This is a genomic window from Arthrobacter sp. 49Tsu3.1M3 (genome assembly GCF_900168135.1).
GTDB lineage: Bacteria > Actinomycetota > Actinomycetes > Actinomycetales > Micrococcaceae > Arthrobacter.
The window spans coordinates 192,641-211,586 of the sequence record NZ_FUZD01000001.1; the positions used below are offsets into that span (position 1 = coordinate 192,641).

The window sequence follows — 18,946 nt, forward strand, 5'->3', positions numbered from 1 at the left end:
CATTGAGTCTTTGTGGACGTCGATGCTCCGGGAAAGGTCAAATAGCTCGGATTTGGGTGTATTTGTCCGCGTTGTGCACTCAAAGTAGACAGCCATTGTCAGAGTATTACAGCTCCTTCAGCCTCGACTCGAAAATCTGTCCACATCTGCCTCCGCCAGCGACCGCCGAACGTCCCACAACCAGCACGCACGAGGTCACTCAAAACCGCCGGGTGCCTTGTTCCCTGACGGCCCGGTAGTCCAGTGCCGCCACGGTGATGTTCCGTGTGGCGGCGGTATCCGTGGCTGGCTCGGACGCCACTTCGACGGCTTTCCATACCCGGCGCAGGCGGCAGGACCGGGCCTGCATAGTCGCGGCGAAGGCCCGGGCTTCTTCCAGGAGTTCGGCGGTCTCGCCGGCGGCGTCGTGAAGTCCGCGTTCCCGAAGACTGTCGACCACGGAGGCCAGGGCGTCGAGGCGGGGGAAGATTTCGGCGGGTGCCGTGACATCGCCGATCAGGTCGTGGGCGCGCGGCATCAGACGGTGGGCCTTGCGTTGAAGGCTTCGACCTCGCGGGTGATGGATCCCGGTCCCCAGTCGCTGGAGTGCGTCCATTCCACCGCTTTCCAGACACCGCGCAGAGCCTCACCCCTGGCCAGGATGGATTCTTCGAAGGCCTTGATGTCCGCGAGGATGGATTCCGTGGCCGCAGCGGCTTCGACGTGGCCGGCGTTGCGGAGCGTCCGGCCCATCGTGTCGATGTCGCTTGTCTGCTCCAGCAGCTCGGTCAGGGAGTACCGGCTGCAGAGGTAGTTGAATGATCCTCCGCTCACGGCTTGACCACCAGACCGGTCTTCGGGTCGATGACCGCGATGTGCGGGCTCGACCGGGCGCAGGGCCAGGTTCAGGCGGTGACGGGCGGTGTTGGCGACGGTGGTGTTCGGGTCGTCGATGAGCTGCCAGAGCTCCTGGGTTTCGGTGTCCGGGTTCTGGGCCAGGGCGAGCCGGTCGATGACGTGCGCGGCTGCGATCGGTGCCTCGGAGGGCTGGGAGGTTTCCATGCCGCTCATGTGTGCGGACGACTGGGCTTCAGTCACTGGGCCGCCGGAGTGAAGCGGTCCTTGAATTCGTCCGCGGGCAGAACCGCGAACGACCCGGCAGGGCAGCCGTCCCGGCCGAGCTGCTGGACGAAGACGGCGCCGCGGGTGAAGACGCCCAGGAAGCTGATCGTGGTGAATTCGGGGTCGGTGGTGGAGGCCAGGAGTCGGCCAATGTATTCGGCGTCGTCGAGGTCTTCAGCCAGCGCCTGCCGGCCCTCCATCATCTGGACGCTCATCGGCTCATCCGTCCGGTTCTCGGGTCGAAGTGCGGGACCCCGGGGATACGGAGTCCCGGGCCGGGGCGCCGCGGCATCCCGGGGCGTTCCCGGGCGGCGTTGGCGATGAAGTCGAGACGGTCTTCGGCGAGCAGGCGCAGGGTGCCGACATCCAGGGATGGGTTGCGGGCCGCATTGAACCGGGCCATGGTGTCCTGGGCGCCGCGGTCACCGGCGAGGTGGATGAGTTCGTGGAGGCGTTCGGGCGCGGTGGCCGGGTCCTGGGCTTCCTGGCGAAGTGTCGTCATGGACCTGATGTGTGCGGCCGGCCTCGCCGGGCTCATCACCGGGCCGCCGCAGCGGCCGGCCGCGTTACGGCGAGTAGGCTCTACGCTTGTCGGGTCCGCGCCGCGAGCCTATGATGCGCGGACATTCGTCAGGGACTTTCCCGTGCCCATGGGGGGACTTTTTCGCAAGCTACGAAGGAGCAACCTCATGAAGCGCGCACTTATACCCATCGCCCTCGCAGTCGGAGTCGGACTTTTCGCCGGGACGGGCGCCGCCGTCGCCGCGCCACCAACCCCACTCGACCCGACAGCGGAGACGCTTGACTGCCCCGGCTTTACGGTCGAAGCCGTGACTACGGGCAAGACCAAAGTGATCGACCAGTTTCCCCACCACCTTGTGGACCCCTCCAAGGACTTACGGTTCTATACCAACGTGGGTGCCGACGTCACCATCACGCTGACGGGCCCGACCTCAAAAATGGTCCGCTACCCCTTGAACGGGACAATACAGGTGGCGCTTGGCCCCACCGACTTTGTCTATAAAGGGACCGGCAAGAACCTGATCTCCCTCCCAGCTGGTTCCGGCGCCCCTGGCATCTTCTACACATCAGGGCAGGTGACCTGGACTCTGAACGGGCCGGTTTCCCCGAATGGGGGACTCACTGGCCCCGGCAAAGTAACAGATGTCTGCGCGCTGCTGGCGCCTTAGCCGCGGCATTCCGATGCCACCGCGCCGCCGGTAGGCTGTGGCTCAGCGGCATTCCGGCCCGATGGACCACCAGACACGAAGGTGTGCTCATGGCAGGCAAGTTCGAGCTCTACGAGGACAAGTCCGGCGGATACCGGTTCAGGCACAGGCAGGCAACGGCGAAACCACCGCCTCCTCGGAGAGCTACAAGACCAAGGCCAGCGCTTGGGCGGTGTCGAATCCGTGAACAAGAACGCCGGCTCCGACGTCATGGACCTCACGGAAGAGTCCTGACCGGAGCCCGGTATGAAGAAGCCCGGCCGCCTCGAGGGGTGACCGGGCTTCTGTGCGGGTATGGGGGACTATTTGCCGAACGCGGCGGTGTACTGGGCGTTCACGCTCGGGGACAGCTTGCCGTTGACGCGCAGCAGGGTTGCGCCGTCCAGGTGATGCCATTCGGTGCCGGCGGCCGGGCCCATCGCCTTGAGCACCTTCTGGATGTACTCCGAACGGGCCTTGGCGTCCTCCGCGTTGGCGAACATTTCGACGACCGCGCCGCCGTCGCTTCCGGTCTTGCCGGCCGTCGCACCCTTGTCGGTGATCCACGCAAGGGAGGTGTACTGGCCGTTCCGGCCCAGGAGCTGGTTCTCGTCCATTGCCTCGGTGACGGTCGTGACCTTGGTGATGGACTTGACCTTGGCTTTCAGCGCGGTGGCCACGGAGGTGGCGTCGGCCGCGGCAGTCGGCGTGGGTGTCGGGCTGGGCGTTGCAACGGCCGGAGCCGTGCTGACCGGGGCCGGAGCTGACGAGGTGGTGGCCTGGGCTGAACAGCCGGTCAGGAGGGCTGCCGCAACCCCAAAGGCGGCAAGATATTTACGCATGCTTGCGATCCTATCCGCCAGTCAGTGCGCACCTTGGATCGGCCTCGACTGTGACGTTCCGGTGCCCGGGTCAGTGCCCGCCGCGGGCGAAGAACACGGTGACGGCGGCCCGGATGCCGGGCACGAACCAGATGACCGCGGCGGCACCCATCATGGTGCCGATGATGACCAGCAGAGGTACCGGGTTGAACGGGGTCGTCTCGGACGCCGGCGTCGAGGCCACGGCCTCCGCGGCGGCCGTGGTCGGCGCCGCGGTCCGCACCGCCCGTTCCGTCATCGTCGGGACGGGGCGTGGCCGCTTCCGAGGCAGCCGGCGACGGGGAAGCCGTCGGGGAGTCGGTGCCCGCCCCGGAACCGGAATCTCCGTCGGAGCCTGCCGCGCTGCCGGCGCCGTCGGTGCCTGAGCCGGTCCCTGCAGACCCGGCGGCCGGCGGCAGCTCAACCGTAGGCGCCGGTGGGGTGTAGCCGGGGGTGGTCACGGGCGGCGGCGCCACGTGGTTGGCCGGGCCGTCGGGGTTCGGGGCGGGTGGCGGAGCCGCCGGCGGGACATAGCCCGGGATTGTCCAGGGCTGCGGGGGAGCAGGAGCCAATGGCTGTCCGTCCGGGCCGATCATTCCGACCGTGCCGTCGTGAATACCGGTGTTGCCGGTGTACGATCCCGGGCCGCTGGTCGGTAGGGTTCGGGACATGCCGCAGACCCGGTTGCCCTTGTCATCGCTCATGCAGGTGTCGGCGTGAGCGGCGGCGGGCACGAGTAGCAGGGCCCCGGAGGCGAGCAAGGCAGCGGCGGTAGCACGAGGGGTCAGTCGTTCGGCAGCGCCGGCTTTCCCTGGTGCAGGTCAAGTAGAGCCCCGCAGGGAGCTGGCCCTCGCCGGCCCCCTCTTTCATGCCCTGACCTGCAAAAACGAACCTCGCAGGCCCTGCCCACTGCGCAACATGGCCGGTACCATGACACCCGGGGACCCGCTGGGGTGCCCCGAATTTGGCACCACGGCACAGCGTTCCAGCGGCATGACTTCCAGCTCGTCGCGGCACGCCGGACCCACCCACCACAGCAGTGAAGGAGCAGCATGTCAGATCCTTATCAGTCACCTCAGGGCACCGGCCAGCAGCAGTGGCCGAGCGACCAGCCCCGGCAGAACACAGGGTGGGCGACCAACCCGTACGCTGCGCCGGCATACCCGGGCATTACGGCGGGGCCGGTGCCGCTCTGGGCCCCGCTCTACGGAGCCTCACTGCCGGAGGCCATCGCGAGGTACTTCAGGAAGTACGCGACGTTCTCCGGCCGGGCCAGCCGGAGTGAATTCTGGTGGTGGGCGCTCGTCAACGGCATCGCCTCGTTTGTCCTGAACGCCTTCACCCTGGTCGGCGGGGCCGCCGGCGCGACACTGCGCCCCGACGGCACCAGCGTCCCGGGCCCCGTCTATTGGATCGGGCTCATCCTGTCCATCATCATTTCCCTGGGCATAATCGTCCCGAACATCGCGTTGTCCGTCCGGCGGCTCCACGACACGAACATGAGCGGCTGGACGGTCCTGCTCGCGCTGATCCCGTTCGTCGGCCCGATCCTGATCCTCATTTTCATGGCGCAGCCCTCCAAGCCGGAAGGCCAGCGGTTCGACCAGCCGACCTGGTAGGCGGGCAACCCGACAGGCCACCGGGGCAAAACGCTCCGGTGGCCTGTCTGCGTCCGGGCTCCGAAGCTCAGTAGGAATCGAGCAGCCAGGAGTCGCAACTGGCCGGGATCCCGGAGTTGTACCCGGCGATGAAGGCGGCGTGCCGTTGCATCGGAGTGCCATGGTGCCCTGGGTCGTTGAGTTCGTTGTCTCCCAGCAGCATGGTCGCCTGAATACCTTCTTCGATGTCTCCGGCCTCGAGAATGCCCTCGTAATAGGCCGAGTTGGCCCAGACGCCCGCCCAGCAGTCGGCATGGAGTTCGGTCTTGTAGACGGGGTATAGCTCAGCCGCCGGAGGCGCCGGAATAATCCCGAGTTCGGTCTGCAGGTTGTGGGCGTATTCGTGCGCGACGGCCAGGGCAACCGAGAAGTCACCGGACAGGTTACCGGTCGCCGGGTCGGTGTTCGCCTTGACCTCGCCGTTCCAGATCTTGGTGGCAACGACCTGGGAAATGACGATGGTGTCGTTGGTGCCACAGTAGAACGCATCATCATCCGTGGTCATCCTGTTTGCGCAAGGGGTGAACACCGCCTCGCCAGGGCCGGGATAGATCACGTTCACGTACGGTTCGGTGTAGCCGGCTCCTTGCCAGACCTTGGTCCAGTATTTGTCGACGTCGGTCATCACCGTGGTCATGAATGAGGCCATGGTGGCCGTCGAACCCGCCGAACCGCCCGTGGAGCGAAGCTGCTGTCCCTGGCCGGCGGCAGGCTGCTGCGGCAGCTGGGTCGTGGTCGGCGACGGCGCCGCCGTCGCGGGTGCCGAGGTGTCTGGCGGCGGCACGACGGCCTTGTAGGACGGGGTTGCGGTGGCCGTCTCAGGCGCGGTGGAAGACGTGGCTTGGGAGGACGTCGGTGTTGATACCGGATCGGTCGCACTGGCGCTGGCCGACGGGCTCGGCGTCGAACCCGGGCCCTGTCCGGCCGGCACGGAGCACGCCGAGCTGGCCAGGAGGAAGGATAAGGCAACTGCAAAGGCAACACGCGGTGTTTTCATGGTGGCTCGTTTCTCATGCAGAAACTGCTGGATTCGAGGCGACCCCACCCATAGTCGTCGTTGCCGGCGCCGTAAACGTCGGATTTATGGAGTGATTCTCCCGAATATACGCCTGCCGATTTCGGATTGCACCAGCACGGGCATTCATCGTCGACAATTTTCGCCGAAAATGCTGGATTCGTGCACCCGGCGAATGGCGCAGAAACGGCAAAATCCCTGCCCGCACCAGCGGGCAGGGCACCGGGCCGCTACTTAGCGGTCAGGGCCTGACGAACCTTTCGTCCCTTCCCGGCTTCGTCCGGGTCGATGTCCGGGTCCATCAGGGCCAGCTCCCATCCGCCGTCGCTGACCCATGTCAGGTGCGTCATGTGACGGCACGCCATGACGCACAGCCGTCCGGGGGAGAGCTGATGGGTCGTCGCCGTGGTGTAGCCGACAAACGGGTCCAGCGCGACGACTGCGTGCCACTGGCCGCCCTGCAGGGAGTCGGCGGTGCCGACCGTAATGGTTTCGGCTTTCAGGGTTTCAGGATGGCCCGGAGGCCGGATGTCTGGGCGTTGTGGGCGACGACGACGCAGATGTCGGAGGCGCCGAGCGTGCGCGCTTCCAGCTGGCCGTCGACGGTTTCGACCAGCCCGGCCCCGATCAGGTCTGCGGCGTAGTTCGCGACGATTTTCAGGATGGGGAGCGCCTCGGGGAACGGCTGGCTCGGAACGTTCAGGGGCACGATTTCGGAGACCGGTTGCCGTCCGCGTCGGTCAGGTACCTGTGAACGCACCGGCCAGCACCGCGGCAGCCTCGCCGAGCGCCACGGCCGCGGCAAAGGCCACCGCCACCGCGGCGGCCACCGTCGCACCGGCACCGGCCCCGATTGCAGCCCCGGCTGCCAGCAAGAAGGTGACGGCACCGGTGCAGTCCTGGCCCGCGTGTACAGCGGCAAGTACGGCGACGGCGCCTCTGGCCCGGTCAAGCGGAAAGTCCGGGATCACAGCCCCGTCTCCGGTATCAGGGACAAGTCAGGGGAAGCCACGCAGTTCGGCTTCGCCTACGGCCAGTTGGTCAACGGCAGCCGCTACTACTTCATGGATGTCCGGCGCGCGCACGGTTCCTGGCACCCGACGGCAGCTCCGGATCCAACCAGATCATGCTGACGAACCGGATCATGAACGCCTACGTGGTGCTGAGCGATTCGCCGTCCCCCTGGCGTTCGCTGCGCCGGCTGCAGCGAAGGCCCGGATGGGGACCGGACGGTACGCGCAGCTCAAAACGATGCTGCTCAGCCTGAGCTACAAGTAAAGGCGCCCGGCCCGGAGGCTCAACCACCTCCGGGCGCTGGGTCGGCCAGCCGCTCGACTGGCTCACCGCACGACTCGACGCCCTCGCGCCAGCGAACGGGCCTATGATCAGTTCCATGCGCCGCCCTGCGCCTCGACTTGGGGGAGTTGAACCACAATGCACAAGATCCACAGCAGCGGTCCGCAAGGACCCGCACTGAATCGGGGCTGGAAGTTCGCGGCCATCACCGTCCTGCTATCTGGAGTGTTGGCCGCGTGCGCCTATGATCCGTCTCCGGAGCCGGTCCCCTCAGAGCTCGGCACCCCAACCGGGACAGCGACCGCCGCCGAGGCCGACTTCGCAATGCTTTCAGCACGCGGGCCGGTGGTGTCCGATTCGTTCGGGAACGCTGACTACTACACGACTGTCGCGGGGGACACGGCGGACATGGTGGCCCGGGCCTTCGGGCTCTCCGAGGCAAAGCTCGCTGAGTTCAACGGGCTGCAGCCCGGGGCGCCCCTGACGTCGGGCACCAAGCTTCGCCTCATCCCCGCCCCGGGTCCGATCACCGGCGCGAAGGGGACGGCCGTCTTCGACGCCAAAGGCATCCCCATCAGCTACGTGGTTGCACCCACCGACACCCTGGGCGGGATCACGTACCGGTTCGGGCTGACCGACGAGCAGTTGGCGGAAGCGAACAAGACGAGTGACGTCGGCGAGAGGGGCGGCGTGTATTTTCTCCTTGCTGGGAAGCACCTGAGGCTGCAGAAGGACCCGGTGGACAGCAAGGCAGGCACAGGAGCCTCCGTCAATAATTCGTTCGGCCGGACCATCTTCTACACCACCGTGGACGGCGACTCCCTCGACAGCCTGGGCTACACGTTCCGCCGCAGCACGTCCCAGCTGCTGCAGTACAACCCGTCCCTGCCCGCGGGCAAGCACATCCCGGCGGGCACCAGGGTGAGGCTGATCCCGGGTGAACTCAAGATTGACGGCGCCCGGGGCTCCTTCACCGCCGACGCGGCCGGGATCCCCCTGACCTACACCACAGTTCCCGGTGACACGGAGCGTCAGGTGGAGTTCCGTTTCGGTGCCACGGACCTGAGATCAGCGAACCGCCCGCTCACCGGCGGCGCGGGAGCCTGGTACGACCTCGCCCCGTCGCGGGATGAGTTCGCCCCCGGACAGACCATCAGCCTCGACCTGAACAGGCCCATCAACAAATAGGTCCTCCCGGCACAGGCAACTATTCAACAGACAGGACGGAGCGATGGCGAAGAGCAGCACCGGGCCGGGGTGGTGGCGCACCGGAAACGTATCGGTCAGGCTGCTCTGCCTCGGCGTCGTCCTCGGGTTCATCGGCGCATGGGCTCCCAGTCCATCTTTAGGCGGCCGGCGTCAAATTCACGCAGAACCGTCTCCGCCTCGAAGGACCCGACGCCGTCCGATCTTGCAAGTATTACCAGATAGGCCCGCGCTTCGATTTCAGCCCAGAAGAGAGAATGAGCAGCGGACCACTGGGCCACGGTCTGCATGGGATGAGCGATCATCGCCGTAATCGCCGCTCGCCCGTCGGCAGTCTTCCCCAGCTCGAGCTGGGCACGTTGCATCCGATGGACGTGCTTGTTTTATTGTCTGCCGCGCGCGTCGCTTGCCAACCTGATCGAGTCCATTGCCTCCAACTCGATCAGATAAGCATTGGTCCACTTCCTGAGGTCCTCAGGGGTCATGCCGTTCAGCTACCGGTAACAACTGTCATCTGTTGCTGGCAAAGTAGATCGTGAGGACCATGATGCCGCCGATGACATCGAGGACGCCCAGAACTTTCCCGGCGGTGGCCTTGACCCCGTTCGCCTCAGCCCGTCCGGCAAGGATAAACGCCACGACCCCCGCTGCGATGCCGAACAGGAACAGCCCGATGACGCCGATGATGATGGAATTGCGGCGGTACTTCCGTCCTTCGTGGAAGGCGACTACTTCCGACTCTATCGGGCCGTTCAGTGACACGGTTTCGTTGCGCAGGTCGTTCGATTCGCTCATGGTTCCCCCAATTTTGTCAGCCACAGTCGGCCCAATCGAGAGGCTACTACTGTTCGGCAGGATGGATAGGTGGGCAAGGCATCAACTTTTCGACCCTGGCGACCGTGACAAGAGATACAAATTTTTGTCACGAAAATGACACGCGACTTCTCTAGTCATTGGACAAAACCCATGCCTAGAGTGAGCGCCATCACTCACTTCCAAGTCTGGGGGCACAATGCTTGTTGGGGGAAGGCGGCCTGCGCCGCAACGTTCAAATCGATCTGCCGGTGGCCATAGGCCGCCGGCTTTGTTGTTCCGCTTTCGGGGCATCGCTGAACTTCTATGAAGCATGCCTGGCAGGAGTAGACGAGCGGGGAACCAATGCCTACTACGTCGGAAGGTGGGGTGACTGATGGAACCGCGTAACCGACGCAAAGCATATATGGTGGCCACCGTGCTCCTCCTATTGGGAGTCCTTGCGTGCCTATTCGACGGCCACTCGCAGTGGATTGGCGCTGGCGCAGCAATACTGGCTGCTTACAACGCCTACAACTGGGGCCGCCTCGCGGCGCGACCCACCACCCAGCAGTCGTCACGCCCCTAAGAGAGTCGGCTGGGCAGTAGGAGACGCAGAGATGCGGATAGTACAGACATTGACGACTGCGAAAGGGGGAAGCTCGATGGAGGAACAGGGCCGAGGAGGAATCGGCAATCCGATTTTCCACCGCTCGGAGACATGGTTTACGCCATTGAGCCCTGAAGACCTGAAAGCCCAGTTCCTAGAAGCCTTCAGTGATAGGCGATACGCGGTCAAAACGACAGGCGATGAAATCCAGGTCGCAACAGGCTCAAAAGCCCTGTACAAGATCTGGGGAAACCTCATTTCCTGGGGGCAGAACAACGCCCCCGTCGGCCTCACGCTGTCCGTGCGGCCTTCGCTCGAAGGGGGATCGGAAGTCACGGCGGCGGTCTTCGACCGATTTGGGTGGAGGCTGACGGATAAGACGTTCTTCGGCGCGGAGGAGAACTTCACTTCCAGGATGGACGGCCTGATGCAGACGGCTCGCACGGCGTCGGAGCTGTAGCGACCACAACTGGTCGTTGCCGCACCGCCCACGGCTCGTGTCAGCGGTGCGGCAACGAACGATCGTAGAGGAGGAGATGCGGAAATGGCTGTTGAGATGCTGAAGCCCTCGCCGCGGGGCAGGTGGGAAAAGGCAGCTGTCTCCTCATATTTCTGGCTGATCTTCGTCGGAACCTTCGCCTCAAGCGTCGTCCGCGATGACCTGGGCTTGTGGGGATCCACGGCATTAACTGGTGTGATCATCGGCCTCGGATCGTTCCTGCTCGTCCGCAAGGCCGTTCCCGAACGGAAAGAGCGGTTGGCTCGCGACGCCGAGCGCGGCGTGATCGAATGCGCACTCCGGTATGCGGACTCGCATCCCGATTCGCTCCGGGGCCGGTGGTTGCCGGGCTTCGCCGAGATCGGCACCGGCACGTTCAAGTTCCAGCCCGACTACATCGAGAAGGGCGGGCCCGAAGGCAAGATCACGGTGTTCTCCGACGTCGCGAGCCAGGGCCAGGTCGAGCCGCCACCGAAGCGGCCTCGCGAGTTGAAGAAAAACTGGGGGATCGTGTCGCTTACGACCGATAAGGGACGGCTGCACTTCGCCACCGGCGAGCTTGGCCTGAAGCTCATCGAAGAGTGTCTGGGGTAAGCATGGCATTCGCTAGCGATAGCCGACGGGGCGGCCCTAATCGTGCCACGAATAATCGGTATGGTGGGCCATGAGCACTCCGCAGCGACGGCGAACCCCGCTCCCTCCACCTGTCATGGTCGCCTTGATCGTGGGGGCTGCCGTTTCCCTGATACGCGGGCTGATTCCGGCGTTACGCACTGAACAGTGGGAGTGGCTCACGTGGGTCCTATTGGCCTTTCAGGTCATCGTGCTGGTGACTGCGATGGTGTACTTCGTGAGGTTTCTGCGGGAGCAGAAAGCCGACTATTGGCGAGAACGGGGCAAGGACCCGAAGCATCCGGAGGTCTGATCATGCCGACCAGTGAGGGGCGCAAGCGACTGGAGCCGCGGATGACTCGCGGCTCCTGGAAGTTCGGAGCCTGGTCCGCCGCTGGGCAGATTGCGGTCAGTGCATTGCTCGCCCTCAACAAGCTCTGGTCCGAACAGGGATTCGACGCCGTCTCCTTCTGGATCTACGCCGCCTGGTTCGCGGTTAGCGTGGCGCAATTCCTGTATCTGCTCCGGGTCCGGAGAAAGGACGCACCGTTCTGGGACGAGGAAGATGACCGCCGGGCCGACTGGGACCGTCGGGGAAGACAGCTGTAGCCACTGCCCCGGCCGCAAAGCGGACCTGGTATCAACGCGGCAGGGACCTCCACTGCCGGGCCTGGAAAGCCAGCACGAGAGTCCACGCGATCGGCACCAGCGGGAAGGCGAACGCGCCGAAGAAGGTCAGAGCAGCAAAGACGACCCAGAGCGCACCGGTGAAGACGGCCAGGACGATCACTGCCTTGCGGGTGATCACGAAGGCCGGCATATCGACACCCTCGGCACGAAGGGCACGGGTCTCAGCGATTGCTCCCCGGACCAGGGGAACGAAGACGGCCGCCAGGGCGGCGGCGAGCAGCACGGGCCGCCACAGCTCGGGTACCCCAAGTGCCTCGAGAATGCTGTCCAGCAGACTGCTCAGGAAGAGCCACAGCAGCCCCCAGACGACGAGCCGGCGCCGCTTGGGCGGCATCCCCTCCAGGGAATCGGACGGCCACGATTGCCACTCGTACCGTTTGCCGCCAGCACCGCTTCCCGAGGTCATGGCGACAGACTACGCGCACCCGTCCCGAAGCTCGTAGGGCCAGCGGCCGGGCGCAGGCCATGCAGACGGACAATGCAGTGATCCTCACCGCAGGGCCGCCAGCCCGCTAGTTCGGCGGAAGGCCGGGCACGTCACCGTCGTCCTTCCGGCGGGCCCGGAGCCCTTTCCAGAGAACGATGACCATCACGACCGCGACGACGATGACGGCGATCACCAGCATCGCCAGAAACACGACTACGTGCCAACCTTCAAGCCTCTTCTAGGGGCTGATCCTCCAGCTCAACCCCCTCGCCCCCGTAACGAATTCCGCCCGTTTCGTCGACTACCGCTTCGATGTCAAAAACGTTGAGGACCGCGGCCACGCGAAACTGATACTCGGTGGCCGTCATTTGGCGAGAGGCCCGGACTGGAATTTTGCTGAGTGCGCGCGCGACCACGGCGTCGGATTCAATCATGGGCGCACTCTGGCATGACTGTCGCCCTTGCACAAGGGGCACCAGGTCGACCTTCAGGCGATGATCTCGGCTCGCGATCATCAATCGGTCGACGCCGCGTCTGTTCTAGGTTCTTAGGGAGCCGTGATTTTGATCCCCGCAACGGCGCCTGTCCAGGCACCGTTGTAATCATGGCGGATGAGGTGGATACCGACGTATCCCTCTTGCAGTTGCACGGCGCGAGTCTGGATCGCCGAGCAGTCGATTTCGAAGTTCTTGTCGTCTACTCCGCCCACGATTCGCTGGGTAAGGAAGATCTGGGCGTGAGGGATGCCGACGCAAGCCAGGGTGACGGCGTACGGGCCGGCTGTCTTCACGGTTGCGGCTTTTTGGAAGCCGATGCTCGGACCGTCTGCGGGGCCGGAGTCGGTCAGCAATACTTTGCCCGGCACCTTTGACAACCTCTGCCCCAGCTCAGCATAGTTGCGGGCTTCCACTGCCATCACTGCCGGATCCTTCGGGGGAATGGTGTGCACGGGCCGTGCGCTGGCCCCTGCTGTCGTTGGCAGTGGATCTCCCTGGTCCTCATAGGCGCAGCCGGCCAGGCTACCGGCCAAAAGTGTGCTGATGATGAGTGTCGCAACGCCGTGGACTGTTCTTGTCCCCCCAGAACCAAACATTGGCCGAGTCTACGGGGCGTCCGCTGGAAGGCACGTCATCACACGGTGGGAACGGGTCTCACGAACTCTAGTTAACGGGGATGGTCGCCAGACCCCGGAATTACGCCGTTTCGGTGTCGGTACTCTCTCATACAATCTGTCTCACGGGGATACCGCAAGATCCCAAGCGTCCCAGGCCCGATTGTGCGGGAGATGGGTGCCAGCGGTGTTTACAAACACGAACGATTTGCTCGTTGCGGCGTCGTGAAGCAGCGGCTGCAGGTTTGAGAACACACTATCGGTCAAAGCGACAGTTCTCTTCGACTGCTTCGTCTTGGGTGGGCCGACGTACGGCACGTTGTTTTTGTCCCTGGTCCATGCCCGGACCACTTTGACAACGTGCTGCCCAGAAGGCGTAGTTTCGAAGTTGGCGCTGTCCGCTGAGTCCATCTTCTGCCACATGCGCTGTCTGGTGTCCGGATCGATCCACCGTACGTAGTAGGTGACGGATCCGTCTTTGCGTTCTCTGTCCTCGATGTAAGCCACAAAACCACTATGCGGAGGTCGGTCCGGCGGGTGTCGCTTTTCAGCGTCCGCGTGGGTGAAACTGGAACTCGCGTGGTCGGAGACAGAAAAAAACCCCTGGAATCCTTGGATTCCAGGGGTTTTCCCTTGTGCGCGGAGGGGGACTTGAACCCCCACCCCCTTTCGAGGACTAGCACCTCAAGCTAGCGCGTCTGCCATTCCGCCACCCGCGCAGGTGGTAATTCCGAGTTCGTTTCGCCTTTCAGCGTTTTGCTTTTCTCGGAAGCAGCGAGAAAGACTCTAGCACGACTTTTCCGGAAACAAATAATCGGGGTCCGCGGGGGTGGTGTGGGTAGGCTGAAGCAAGCAATTGAGCCACCCGCCACGAGGAGCCGCTATGACTGAGAACCGGACCGAAACCAGGCCAGAGGATGAGGTCGTCAGGATCTGCCAGGAACTGATCCGGATCGACACGTCCAACTACGGCGACGGCTCCGGCCCCGGTGAACGCGCGGCCGCCGAATACACCGCCGGGCTCATGGCCGAAGTCGGGCTGGACGCCGAAATCTTCGAAGCAGCCCCCGGGCGCGCGAGCGTGGTCACCAGGCTGGCGGGGGAGGACCCCTCCGCCAGCGCCCTGGTGGTCCACGGCCACCTGGACGTGGTCCCGGCCCTGCGCGAACAGTGGTCGGTTGACCCCTTCGGCGCCGAACTGAAGGACGGCCTGATCTGGGGACGCGGCGCCGTGGACATGAAGGACATGGACGCCATGATCCTGTCCGTCCTGCGCAACTTCGCCCGCACGGGACGCAAACCCAAGCGCGACCTCATCTTCGCGTTCTTCGCCGACGAGGAAGCCGGCGGCACCTACGGCGCCCGCTACGCCGTCGAGAAGCGGCCCGAACTCTTTGAGGGCGCCACGGAGGCGATCTCCGAAGTCGGCGGATTCTCCGCCACCATCGGCGGCCAGCGCACCTATCTGCTCCAGACGGCGGAGAAGGGCCTCTCCTGGCTCCGCCTTGTGGCCCACGGACGCGCGGGCCATGGCTCCCAGATCAACACCGACAACGCCGTGACCAGGCTTGCCGGCGCGGTCTCCCGGATTGGTGCGTACAACTGGCCGATCGAGCTCACGCCGACCACCCGGCAGTTCCTCGACGGCGTCACCGAACTGACCGGCGTCGAATTCGATCCCGATGACCCGGAGAAGATCCTCAAGGAACTCGGCACGGTGGCCCGCTTTGTCGGAGCCACCCTGCAGAACACCACCAATCCCACCCTGCTCAAAGGCGGCTACAAGCACAACGTCATTCCGGAATCGGCCGAAGCCCTCATCGACTGCCGCACGCTGCCCGGGCAGGAACAGCAGGTGCTGGAAATCGTGCGCGAACTCGCCGGCACCGGAGTGGACATCAGCTACGTGCACAACGACGTCTCGCTGGAGGTGCCGTTCGCCGGCAACCTCGTCGATTCGATGATCGATGCCCTGCATTCCGAGGATCCGGGCGCCAAGGTGCTGCCGTACACACTCTCCGGCGGGACCGACAACAAGTCCCTGAGCCGGCTCGGCATCACCGGCTATGGCTTCGCACCCCTGATGCTGCCGGACGAGCTCGACTTCACCGGCATGTTCCACGGCGTCGACGAACGGGTCCCGGCGGATTCCCTGAAATTCGGTGCACGGGTGCTGGACACCCTGCTCACCAACTACTGAGCGGACACCGCCTGCCATGACCCCCGAGGACATCCTGAACGGTCCGCTGCTGGAACGGATCCGCGGCCGCGCCGCCGGCTACGACCGCGACAACGCCTTCTTCCACGAAGACCTGGCGGATCTCACGGCGGCCGGCTACCTGAAAATTTTCGTCCCGGTAATCGACGGCGGACTCGGCCTCGGGCTGGCGGAGGCGGCGCAGTTGCAACGCCGGCTGGCGACCGCGGCGCCCGCCACGGCACTGGCGGTCAACATGCACCTGGTGTGGACCGGCGTCGCCCACGTCCTTGCCGCCCGCGGTGACTCCTCGCTGGATTTTATCCTCCAGGAGGCGGCGCAGGGTGAGGTCTTCGCCTTCGGCAATTCGGAAGCAGGCAACGACTCCGTGCTGTTCGATTCCCGCACGGAGGCCGTCCCGCTGCCCGGCGGCGGCTACAGCTTCACGGGCCGCAAGATCTTCACCAGCCTGTCCCCGGCGTGGACGCGGCTGGGGATCTTCGGGAAAGACGCCGACGCCGCGGACGGCGCCGGGGAACTGGTCCACGGGTTCATCACCCGGGAAACCCCCGGCTACGAGATTCTGCCCGACTGGGACACGCTCGGCATGCGGGCCAGCCAGTCCAACACAACCCTCCTGGACGGCGCCGTCGTCCCGGCCGAACGGATTTTCCGGAAACTGCCGGTGGGACCGAACGCCGACCCCCTGATCTTCGCGATCTTCGCCTGCTTCGAAACCCTCCTCGCCGCGGTGTACACCGGAATTGGCGAACGGGCCCTCACGCTCGGGGTGGAAGCGGTGCAGCGCCGGACATCGTTCAAGAACGGCGGCCGCAGCTACGCCCAGGACCCGGACATCCGCTGGAAGGTGGCGGAGGCGGCGATGGCCATGGACGCGCTCTACCCGCAGCTGTCCTCCGTGGCGGCCGACGTCGACGCCCTCGCGGACCACGGCAGCCAATGGTTCCCCCGGCTCGTGGGGCTCAAGGTCCGGGCTACGGAAACGGCGCGCACCGTGGTGGATCTCGCCATCCGGGTATCCGGCGGCTCCAGCTACTTCCGCGGCTCCGAGCTGGAGCGGCTGTACCGGGACGTGCTCGCAGGCATGTTCCACCCATCCGATGACGAGTCGGCCCACAACACCGTGGCGAACGCCTGGCTGGGCCCGCTGGAGACACCCTAGAGAACCCAGGACTCCCCGCGGCGTTCGCGGCTGCCGAACCCGGCCAATGCGCGGCCGCGATCGGTGTGCGGCCTAGACGGTGCGCTGGACCTGGATGACTTTCCGGCGCAGCCAGAAACGCCGCCCGCCGCCCACGTAGAGGCGGCTGCGTTCCAGTTCCCATTTGCCGTACTCGGAGTGCTCCACGAGCCGGCGGCGGGCCTCGGGGAGCGAATCCTCAGGACCGACCGTCAGGACGAGGTACTCGTACTGCTTCACATAGTCCCGTTCCCGCCGGACCGAGCTGCTCAGAAAATGTTCTTTCATTGCTCTCCATTTTCGTCTTTTTCCGACTAACGTGAAGTCATGAGCATCGATCCGCGTGTCGCGCTTCAGTCCCTGACCTCTGCACTGGAAGAACACCTGGCGGCGGCCTCCGCCCGCAGAAGTGACGGGGATCCCGCGGTCGAGGCGGCGTTCTTCGCCGTTGCCGATGCCTTTGAAGTCTACGACGACGCCCTGTACGAGGCGTACGGGGAAGTGACGCCGCTCGAAGTGATCGACGGCGACGAAGAGGGCGACGAAGACGATGTCGACGACGAAGAGGACCTCGAGATCCTCGAAAATTCTGAGAACTAAGGGGACCTGCGGATCTCCGTAGACCGTCCTCAGCCGGGGTCGGACACGTCTTCGAGCGCCTGCGCGATCTCCGGCGGCAGCGGCGCGAGCGCCGAATCCAGGATCTCCTTGAGCTGAACCGGTGTACGGGGGCCGACGACGGCGGTTGCCACACCCTGTTGGGACAACAGCCAGCTCAGCGACACATCCAGGGCAGTCCGGCCGAGGCCCTTCGCCGCCATGGCGACGGCCTCCACCACGCTGGACGCCGGTCCCTCGAGATAGGGTTCCACGTACGTCGCCAACCGCTGGTTGGCGGCCCGGGAATCAGCCGGGATGTGGCCGCGGTATTTGCCGCTGAGGACGCCGCGTCCCATCGGAGCCCAGGCCATCAGGCCCAGCCCCGCATCCTCGATGGCCGGAATAAGCTCAATCTCGGCACAGCGCTGCAGGAGCGAGTATTCGGACTGGTTGGCCACGAGGGGGAAGCCCGCGATTGCGGCGGCCTTTGCCGTCTGCCAGCCGTTGAAATTGGAGACACCGGCGTATCGCGCCCGGCCGGACCGCACCGCGTGGTCCAGCGCCGACAGGGTTTCCTCCAGCGGAACGTTCGGATCCCAGGCGTGCGCGAACCAGAGATCCACGTAATCGGTTCCCATCCGGGCCAGGCTCGCGTCCAGCCCGGACAGCATGCCGTTGCGGGACGTGTCGACGCTCCGGCGCCCGTCCGCCGTCGTCAGCCCGGCCTTTGTGGAGATCACCACTTCGGACCGCGCCACGACGTCGCCCAGTATCCCGCCGAGCATCGCCTCGGCCTGCCCGTCGGCGTAGGACGCCGCCGTATCGATCAGGGTTCCGCCGGCATCGACGAAGGAGCGCACCAGGGCGGCGGCATCCTGTTCCTCGGTTTCCCTGGCCCAGGACATGGTGCCGAGGGATAGGGCGGACACGCGCAACCCACTGTTGCCGACATAACGCTGCTGCATGTCAGCTAGCTTACGGGGTCGGGCTGCTTCGTAACGTAGGGTCTATAAACGTGAACTGGATACAAGCGGCTCTGTTGGGCCTGGTACAGGGGCTGACCGAGTTCCTCCCGATTTCCTCGAGCGCCCATCTGCGGATTGTCGGCGCCTTCCTCCCGGAAGCGTCCGATCCCGGCGCGGCCTTCACGGCCATCACGCAGCTGGGCACCGAGACGGCGGTGATCGTTTATTTCTGGCGCGACATCCTGCGGATCATCCGCGCCTGGGCCGGTTCGCTGACCGGCAAAGTGTCCCGGCAGGACCCGGATGCTCGCATGGGCTGGCTGGTGATCCTGGGCAGCATCCCGATCATCGTCCTGGGCCTGCTGTTCCAGGACCAGATCGAATCGGTACTCCGGAGCCTGTGGGGCGTCGCGACCATGCTGATTATCTTCGGCATGGTCCTCGCGGTTGCCGACACCATCGGCCGGCAGGACCGTGAACTGACGCAGCTGACCTACAAACATGGCCTCTATTACGGACTGGCGCAGGCCCTGGCCCTGTTCCCCGGCGTGTCCCGCTCCGGCGGCACGATCAGCGCCGGGCTCCTGATGGGCTACACCCGCGAGGCGGCGGCCCGCTACTCCTTCCTGCTGGCCATCCCCGCCGTGTTCGGCAGTGGCCTGTACCAGTTGTACAAGGTGGTCTCCAAGGAAGGCATCACCGGCCCGTACGGCCTCCCGGAAACTGCCCTGGCCACCGTGATTGCCTTCATTGTGGGATACGTCATTATTGGCTGGTTCCTGAAATACGTCTCCACCCGCGGCTACCGGCTCTTCGTCTGGTACCGGATCATCCTGGGAATGTCCCTGTTCCTGCTGCTCGGTTTCAATGTCATCAGCGCCTAGCACTAGGCTTGGTC

Annotated in this window: 28 protein-coding genes and 1 tRNA gene; 11 read left to right on the forward strand and 18 right to left on the reverse strand. The window is 65.0% G+C overall.

Going from position 1 to position 18,946, the window contains the following annotated elements:
• Positions 1-199: 199 nt before the first annotated feature.
• The 4 genes from B5X90_RS00860 to B5X90_RS00875 are packed head-to-tail and all read right to left on the reverse strand — an operon-like array spanning position 200 to position 1,603.
• Positions 200-517, reverse strand: a complete 318-nt coding sequence (locus B5X90_RS00860; protein ID WP_079549634.1) for a hypothetical protein — start codon at positions 515-517, stop codon at positions 200-202.
• The gene (locus tag B5X90_RS00865) at positions 517-1,077 is read right to left on the reverse strand and encodes a hypothetical protein (RefSeq protein ID WP_079549635.1); all 561 of its coding nucleotides are present in this window, start codon (positions 1,075-1,077) and stop codon (positions 517-519) included. The genes B5X90_RS00860 and B5X90_RS00865 overlap by 1 nt, the downstream gene beginning before the upstream one ends.
• Positions 1,074-1,316 carry a hypothetical protein gene (locus B5X90_RS00870; protein WP_079549636.1) on the reverse strand — a complete coding sequence of 81 codons (243 nt, stop codon included), beginning with the start codon at positions 1,314-1,316 and terminating at the stop codon, positions 1,074-1,076. Before B5X90_RS00870 ends, B5X90_RS00865 begins: the two co-directional genes overlap by 4 nt.
• Positions 1,313-1,603 (reverse strand): hypothetical protein, encoded by a 291-nt coding sequence (locus B5X90_RS00875; RefSeq protein WP_256859991.1) that lies wholly within the window; start codon positions 1,601-1,603, stop codon positions 1,313-1,315. Before B5X90_RS00875 ends, B5X90_RS00870 begins: the two co-directional genes overlap by 4 nt.
• 187 nt (positions 1,604-1,790) lie before the next feature.
• On the opposite strand from B5X90_RS00875, the gene B5X90_RS00880 reads away from it, so the two are divergent.
• Complete coding sequence (locus tag B5X90_RS00880) at positions 1,791-2,291, forward strand: hypothetical protein (RefSeq protein WP_079549638.1); 501 nt, start codon at positions 1,791-1,793, stop codon at positions 2,289-2,291.
• Positions 2,292-2,632: 341 nt separating this feature from the next.
• Here B5X90_RS00880 and B5X90_RS21140 read toward each other — a convergent pair whose 3' ends face one another.
• Both B5X90_RS21140 and B5X90_RS00890 read right to left on the reverse strand, forming a co-directional pair.
• Complete coding sequence (locus B5X90_RS21140; RefSeq protein ID WP_079549639.1) at positions 2,633-3,151, reverse strand: hypothetical protein; 519 nt, start codon at positions 3,149-3,151, stop codon at positions 2,633-2,635.
• Positions 3,152-3,221: 70 nt separating this feature from the next.
• Positions 3,222-3,428 (reverse strand): hypothetical protein, encoded by a 207-nt coding sequence (locus B5X90_RS00890; protein WP_079549640.1) that lies wholly within the window; start codon positions 3,426-3,428, stop codon positions 3,222-3,224.
• A gap of 793 nt (positions 3,429-4,221) precedes the next feature.
• Between B5X90_RS00890 and B5X90_RS00895 the strand changes: the two genes are divergently transcribed.
• The gene (locus tag B5X90_RS00895) at positions 4,222-4,788 is read left to right on the forward strand and encodes a DUF805 domain-containing protein (protein WP_079549641.1); all 567 of its coding nucleotides are present in this window, start codon (positions 4,222-4,224) and stop codon (positions 4,786-4,788) included.
• A gap of 67 nt (positions 4,789-4,855) precedes the next feature.
• Here the strand turns inward: B5X90_RS00895 and B5X90_RS00900 are convergent, their stop codons facing one another.
• From B5X90_RS00900 to B5X90_RS00910, 3 genes are all read right to left on the reverse strand, one after another.
• Complete coding sequence (locus tag B5X90_RS00900; protein WP_079549642.1) at positions 4,856-5,824, reverse strand: neutral zinc metallopeptidase; 969 nt, start codon at positions 5,822-5,824, stop codon at positions 4,856-4,858.
• Between the two features lie 517 nt (positions 5,825-6,341).
• A complete protein-coding gene (locus B5X90_RS00905) occupies positions 6,342-6,551 on the reverse strand; it encodes a hypothetical protein (protein ID WP_079549643.1) in 210 nt (69 codons plus the stop codon).
• A 31-nt stretch (positions 6,552-6,582) separates the two neighbouring features.
• Entirely contained in the window at positions 6,583-6,813 is a 231-nt protein-coding gene (locus B5X90_RS00910) for a hypothetical protein (RefSeq protein ID WP_079549644.1), read from the reverse strand.
• Between the two features lie 649 nt (positions 6,814-7,462).
• On the opposite strand from B5X90_RS00910, the gene B5X90_RS00915 reads away from it, so the two are divergent.
• Positions 7,463-8,326 (forward strand): LysM peptidoglycan-binding domain-containing protein, encoded by an 864-nt coding sequence (locus tag B5X90_RS00915; RefSeq protein WP_179128995.1) that lies wholly within the window; start codon positions 7,463-7,465, stop codon positions 8,324-8,326.
• A gap of 528 nt (positions 8,327-8,854) precedes the next feature.
• Here B5X90_RS00915 and B5X90_RS00925 read toward each other — a convergent pair.
• Positions 8,855-9,139, reverse strand: a complete 285-nt coding sequence (locus B5X90_RS00925) for a hypothetical protein (protein ID WP_256859992.1) — start codon at positions 9,137-9,139, stop codon at positions 8,855-8,857.
• A gap of 662 nt (positions 9,140-9,801) precedes the next feature.
• On the opposite strand from B5X90_RS00925, the gene B5X90_RS00930 reads away from it, so the two are divergent.
• The 4 genes from B5X90_RS00930 to B5X90_RS00945 all read left to right on the forward strand — a co-directional run bounded on the left by B5X90_RS00930 (position 9,802) and on the right by B5X90_RS00945 (position 11,466).
• Positions 9,802-10,206: a hypothetical protein gene (locus B5X90_RS00930; protein WP_143264605.1), complete on the forward strand. Its 405-nt coding sequence runs from the start codon at positions 9,802-9,804 to the stop codon at positions 10,204-10,206.
• Positions 10,207-10,290: 84 nt separating this feature from the next.
• On the forward strand, positions 10,291-10,839 hold the full coding sequence (locus B5X90_RS00935) for a hypothetical protein (protein ID WP_079549648.1): 549 nt from the start codon (positions 10,291-10,293) through the stop codon (positions 10,837-10,839).
• A 115-nt stretch (positions 10,840-10,954) separates the two neighbouring features.
• Positions 10,955-11,170 carry a hypothetical protein gene (locus B5X90_RS00940; RefSeq protein ID WP_079549649.1) on the forward strand — a complete coding sequence of 72 codons (216 nt, stop codon included), beginning with the start codon at positions 10,955-10,957 and terminating at the stop codon, positions 11,168-11,170.
• Positions 11,171-11,211: 41 nt separating this feature from the next.
• Complete coding sequence (locus tag B5X90_RS00945) at positions 11,212-11,466, forward strand: hypothetical protein (RefSeq protein WP_256859993.1); 255 nt, start codon at positions 11,212-11,214, stop codon at positions 11,464-11,466.
• 31 nt (positions 11,467-11,497) lie between these two features.
• Here the strand turns inward: B5X90_RS00945 and B5X90_RS00950 are convergent, their stop codons facing one another.
• The 6 genes from B5X90_RS00950 to B5X90_RS00970 form a co-directional block, all read right to left on the reverse strand.
• On the reverse strand, positions 11,498-11,953 hold the full coding sequence (locus B5X90_RS00950; protein WP_143264606.1) for a hypothetical protein: 456 nt from the start codon (positions 11,951-11,953) through the stop codon (positions 11,498-11,500).
• 106 nt (positions 11,954-12,059) lie between these two features.
• The gene (locus B5X90_RS21460; RefSeq protein ID WP_256859994.1) at positions 12,060-12,185 is read right to left on the reverse strand and encodes a hypothetical protein; all 126 of its coding nucleotides are present in this window, start codon (positions 12,183-12,185) and stop codon (positions 12,060-12,062) included.
• Between the two features lie 16 nt (positions 12,186-12,201).
• Positions 12,202-12,408: a hypothetical protein gene (locus B5X90_RS00955; RefSeq protein WP_143264607.1), complete on the reverse strand. Its 207-nt coding sequence runs from the start codon at positions 12,406-12,408 to the stop codon at positions 12,202-12,204.
• A 113-nt stretch (positions 12,409-12,521) separates the two neighbouring features.
• Positions 12,522-12,893 (reverse strand): hypothetical protein, encoded by a 372-nt coding sequence (locus tag B5X90_RS00960; RefSeq protein WP_256859995.1) that lies wholly within the window; start codon positions 12,891-12,893, stop codon positions 12,522-12,524.
• 315 nt (positions 12,894-13,208) lie between these two features.
• Complete coding sequence (locus tag B5X90_RS00965; protein ID WP_079549654.1) at positions 13,209-13,592, reverse strand: hypothetical protein; 384 nt, start codon at positions 13,590-13,592, stop codon at positions 13,209-13,211.
• A 129-nt stretch (positions 13,593-13,721) separates the two neighbouring features.
• A tRNA-Leu gene (locus B5X90_RS00970) sits at positions 13,722-13,804 on the reverse strand.
• 164 nt (positions 13,805-13,968) lie between these two features.
• On the opposite strand from B5X90_RS00970, the gene B5X90_RS00975 reads away from it, so the two are divergent.
• Both B5X90_RS00975 and B5X90_RS00980 read left to right on the forward strand, forming a co-directional pair.
• Positions 13,969-15,285, forward strand: coding sequence for a M20/M25/M40 family metallo-hydrolase (locus B5X90_RS00975; RefSeq protein WP_079549655.1), 1,317 nt, complete (start codon positions 13,969-13,971; stop codon positions 15,283-15,285).
• Positions 15,286-15,301: 16 nt separating this feature from the next.
• On the forward strand, positions 15,302-16,465 hold the full coding sequence (locus B5X90_RS00980) for an acyl-CoA dehydrogenase family protein (RefSeq protein WP_079549656.1): 1,164 nt from the start codon (positions 15,302-15,304) through the stop codon (positions 16,463-16,465).
• 72 nt (positions 16,466-16,537) lie between these two features.
• Here the strand turns inward: B5X90_RS00980 and B5X90_RS00985 are convergent, their stop codons facing one another.
• Entirely contained in the window at positions 16,538-16,771 is a 234-nt protein-coding gene (locus B5X90_RS00985) for a DUF5703 family protein (protein ID WP_018772920.1), read from the reverse strand.
• Positions 16,772-16,810: 39 nt separating this feature from the next.
• Between B5X90_RS00985 and B5X90_RS00990 the strand changes: the two genes are divergently transcribed.
• Positions 16,811-17,083 (forward strand): hypothetical protein, encoded by a 273-nt coding sequence (locus B5X90_RS00990; RefSeq protein WP_079549657.1) that lies wholly within the window; start codon positions 16,811-16,813, stop codon positions 17,081-17,083.
• A 29-nt stretch (positions 17,084-17,112) separates the two neighbouring features.
• Here B5X90_RS00990 and B5X90_RS00995 read toward each other — a convergent pair whose 3' ends face one another.
• The gene (locus B5X90_RS00995; RefSeq protein WP_079549658.1) at positions 17,113-18,048 is read right to left on the reverse strand and encodes an aldo/keto reductase; all 936 of its coding nucleotides are present in this window, start codon (positions 18,046-18,048) and stop codon (positions 17,113-17,115) included.
• Positions 18,049-18,098: 50 nt separating this feature from the next.
• On the opposite strand from B5X90_RS00995, the gene B5X90_RS01000 reads away from it, so the two are divergent.
• Positions 18,099-18,932, forward strand: coding sequence for an undecaprenyl-diphosphate phosphatase (locus B5X90_RS01000; protein WP_079549659.1), 834 nt, complete (start codon positions 18,099-18,101; stop codon positions 18,930-18,932).
• Positions 18,933-18,946 lie beyond the last annotated feature (14 nt).

Excerpts from the sequence above, each read along its gene's own strand:
- B5X90_RS00860 (WP_079549634.1), bottom strand. The coding sequence starts at position 517 with ATGCCGCGCGCCCACGACCTGATCGGCGATGTCACGGCACCCGCCGAA.
- B5X90_RS00870 (WP_079549636.1), bottom strand. The coding sequence starts at position 1,316 with ATGAGCGTCCAGATGATGGAGGGCCGGCAGGCGCTGGCTGAAGACCTC.
- B5X90_RS00875 (WP_256859991.1), bottom strand. The coding sequence starts at position 1,603 with ATGACGACACTTCGCCAGGAAGCCCAGGACCCGGCCACCGCGCCCGAA.
- B5X90_RS00880 (WP_079549638.1), top strand. The coding sequence starts at position 1,791 with ATGAAGCGCGCACTTATACCCATCGCCCTCGCAGTCGGAGTCGGACTT.
- B5X90_RS21140 (WP_079549639.1), bottom strand. The coding sequence starts at position 3,151 with ATGCGTAAATATCTTGCCGCCTTTGGGGTTGCGGCAGCCCTCCTGACC.
- B5X90_RS00890 (WP_079549640.1), bottom strand. The coding sequence starts at position 3,428 with ATGACGGAACGGGCGGTGCGGACCGCGGCGCCGACCACGGCCGCCGCG.
- B5X90_RS00895 (WP_079549641.1), top strand. The coding sequence starts at position 4,222 with ATGTCAGATCCTTATCAGTCACCTCAGGGCACCGGCCAGCAGCAGTGG.
- B5X90_RS00900 (WP_079549642.1), bottom strand. The coding sequence starts at position 5,824 with ATGAAAACACCGCGTGTTGCCTTTGCAGTTGCCTTATCCTTCCTCCTG.
- B5X90_RS00915 (WP_179128995.1), top strand. The coding sequence starts at position 7,463 with ATGCTTTCAGCACGCGGGCCGGTGGTGTCCGATTCGTTCGGGAACGCT.
- B5X90_RS00925 (WP_256859992.1), bottom strand. The coding sequence starts at position 9,139 with ATGAGCGAATCGAACGACCTGCGCAACGAAACCGTGTCACTGAACGGC.
- B5X90_RS00930 (WP_143264605.1), top strand. The coding sequence starts at position 9,802 with ATGGAGGAACAGGGCCGAGGAGGAATCGGCAATCCGATTTTCCACCGC.
- B5X90_RS00935 (WP_079549648.1), top strand. The coding sequence starts at position 10,291 with ATGGCTGTTGAGATGCTGAAGCCCTCGCCGCGGGGCAGGTGGGAAAAG.
- B5X90_RS00940 (WP_079549649.1), top strand. The coding sequence starts at position 10,955 with ATGGTCGCCTTGATCGTGGGGGCTGCCGTTTCCCTGATACGCGGGCTG.
- B5X90_RS00945 (WP_256859993.1), top strand. The coding sequence starts at position 11,212 with ATGACTCGCGGCTCCTGGAAGTTCGGAGCCTGGTCCGCCGCTGGGCAG.
- B5X90_RS00950 (WP_143264606.1), bottom strand. The coding sequence starts at position 11,953 with ATGACCTCGGGAAGCGGTGCTGGCGGCAAACGGTACGAGTGGCAATCG.
- B5X90_RS00955 (WP_143264607.1), bottom strand. The coding sequence starts at position 12,408 with ATGATTGAATCCGACGCCGTGGTCGCGCGCGCACTCAGCAAAATTCCA.
- B5X90_RS00975 (WP_079549655.1), top strand. The coding sequence starts at position 13,969 with ATGACTGAGAACCGGACCGAAACCAGGCCAGAGGATGAGGTCGTCAGG.
- B5X90_RS00980 (WP_079549656.1), top strand. The coding sequence starts at position 15,302 with ATGACCCCCGAGGACATCCTGAACGGTCCGCTGCTGGAACGGATCCGC.
- B5X90_RS00985 (WP_018772920.1), bottom strand. The coding sequence starts at position 16,771 with ATGAAAGAACATTTTCTGAGCAGCTCGGTCCGGCGGGAACGGGACTAT.
- B5X90_RS00990 (WP_079549657.1), top strand. The coding sequence starts at position 16,811 with ATGAGCATCGATCCGCGTGTCGCGCTTCAGTCCCTGACCTCTGCACTG.
- B5X90_RS00995 (WP_079549658.1), bottom strand. The coding sequence starts at position 18,048 with ATGCAGCAGCGTTATGTCGGCAACAGTGGGTTGCGCGTGTCCGCCCTA.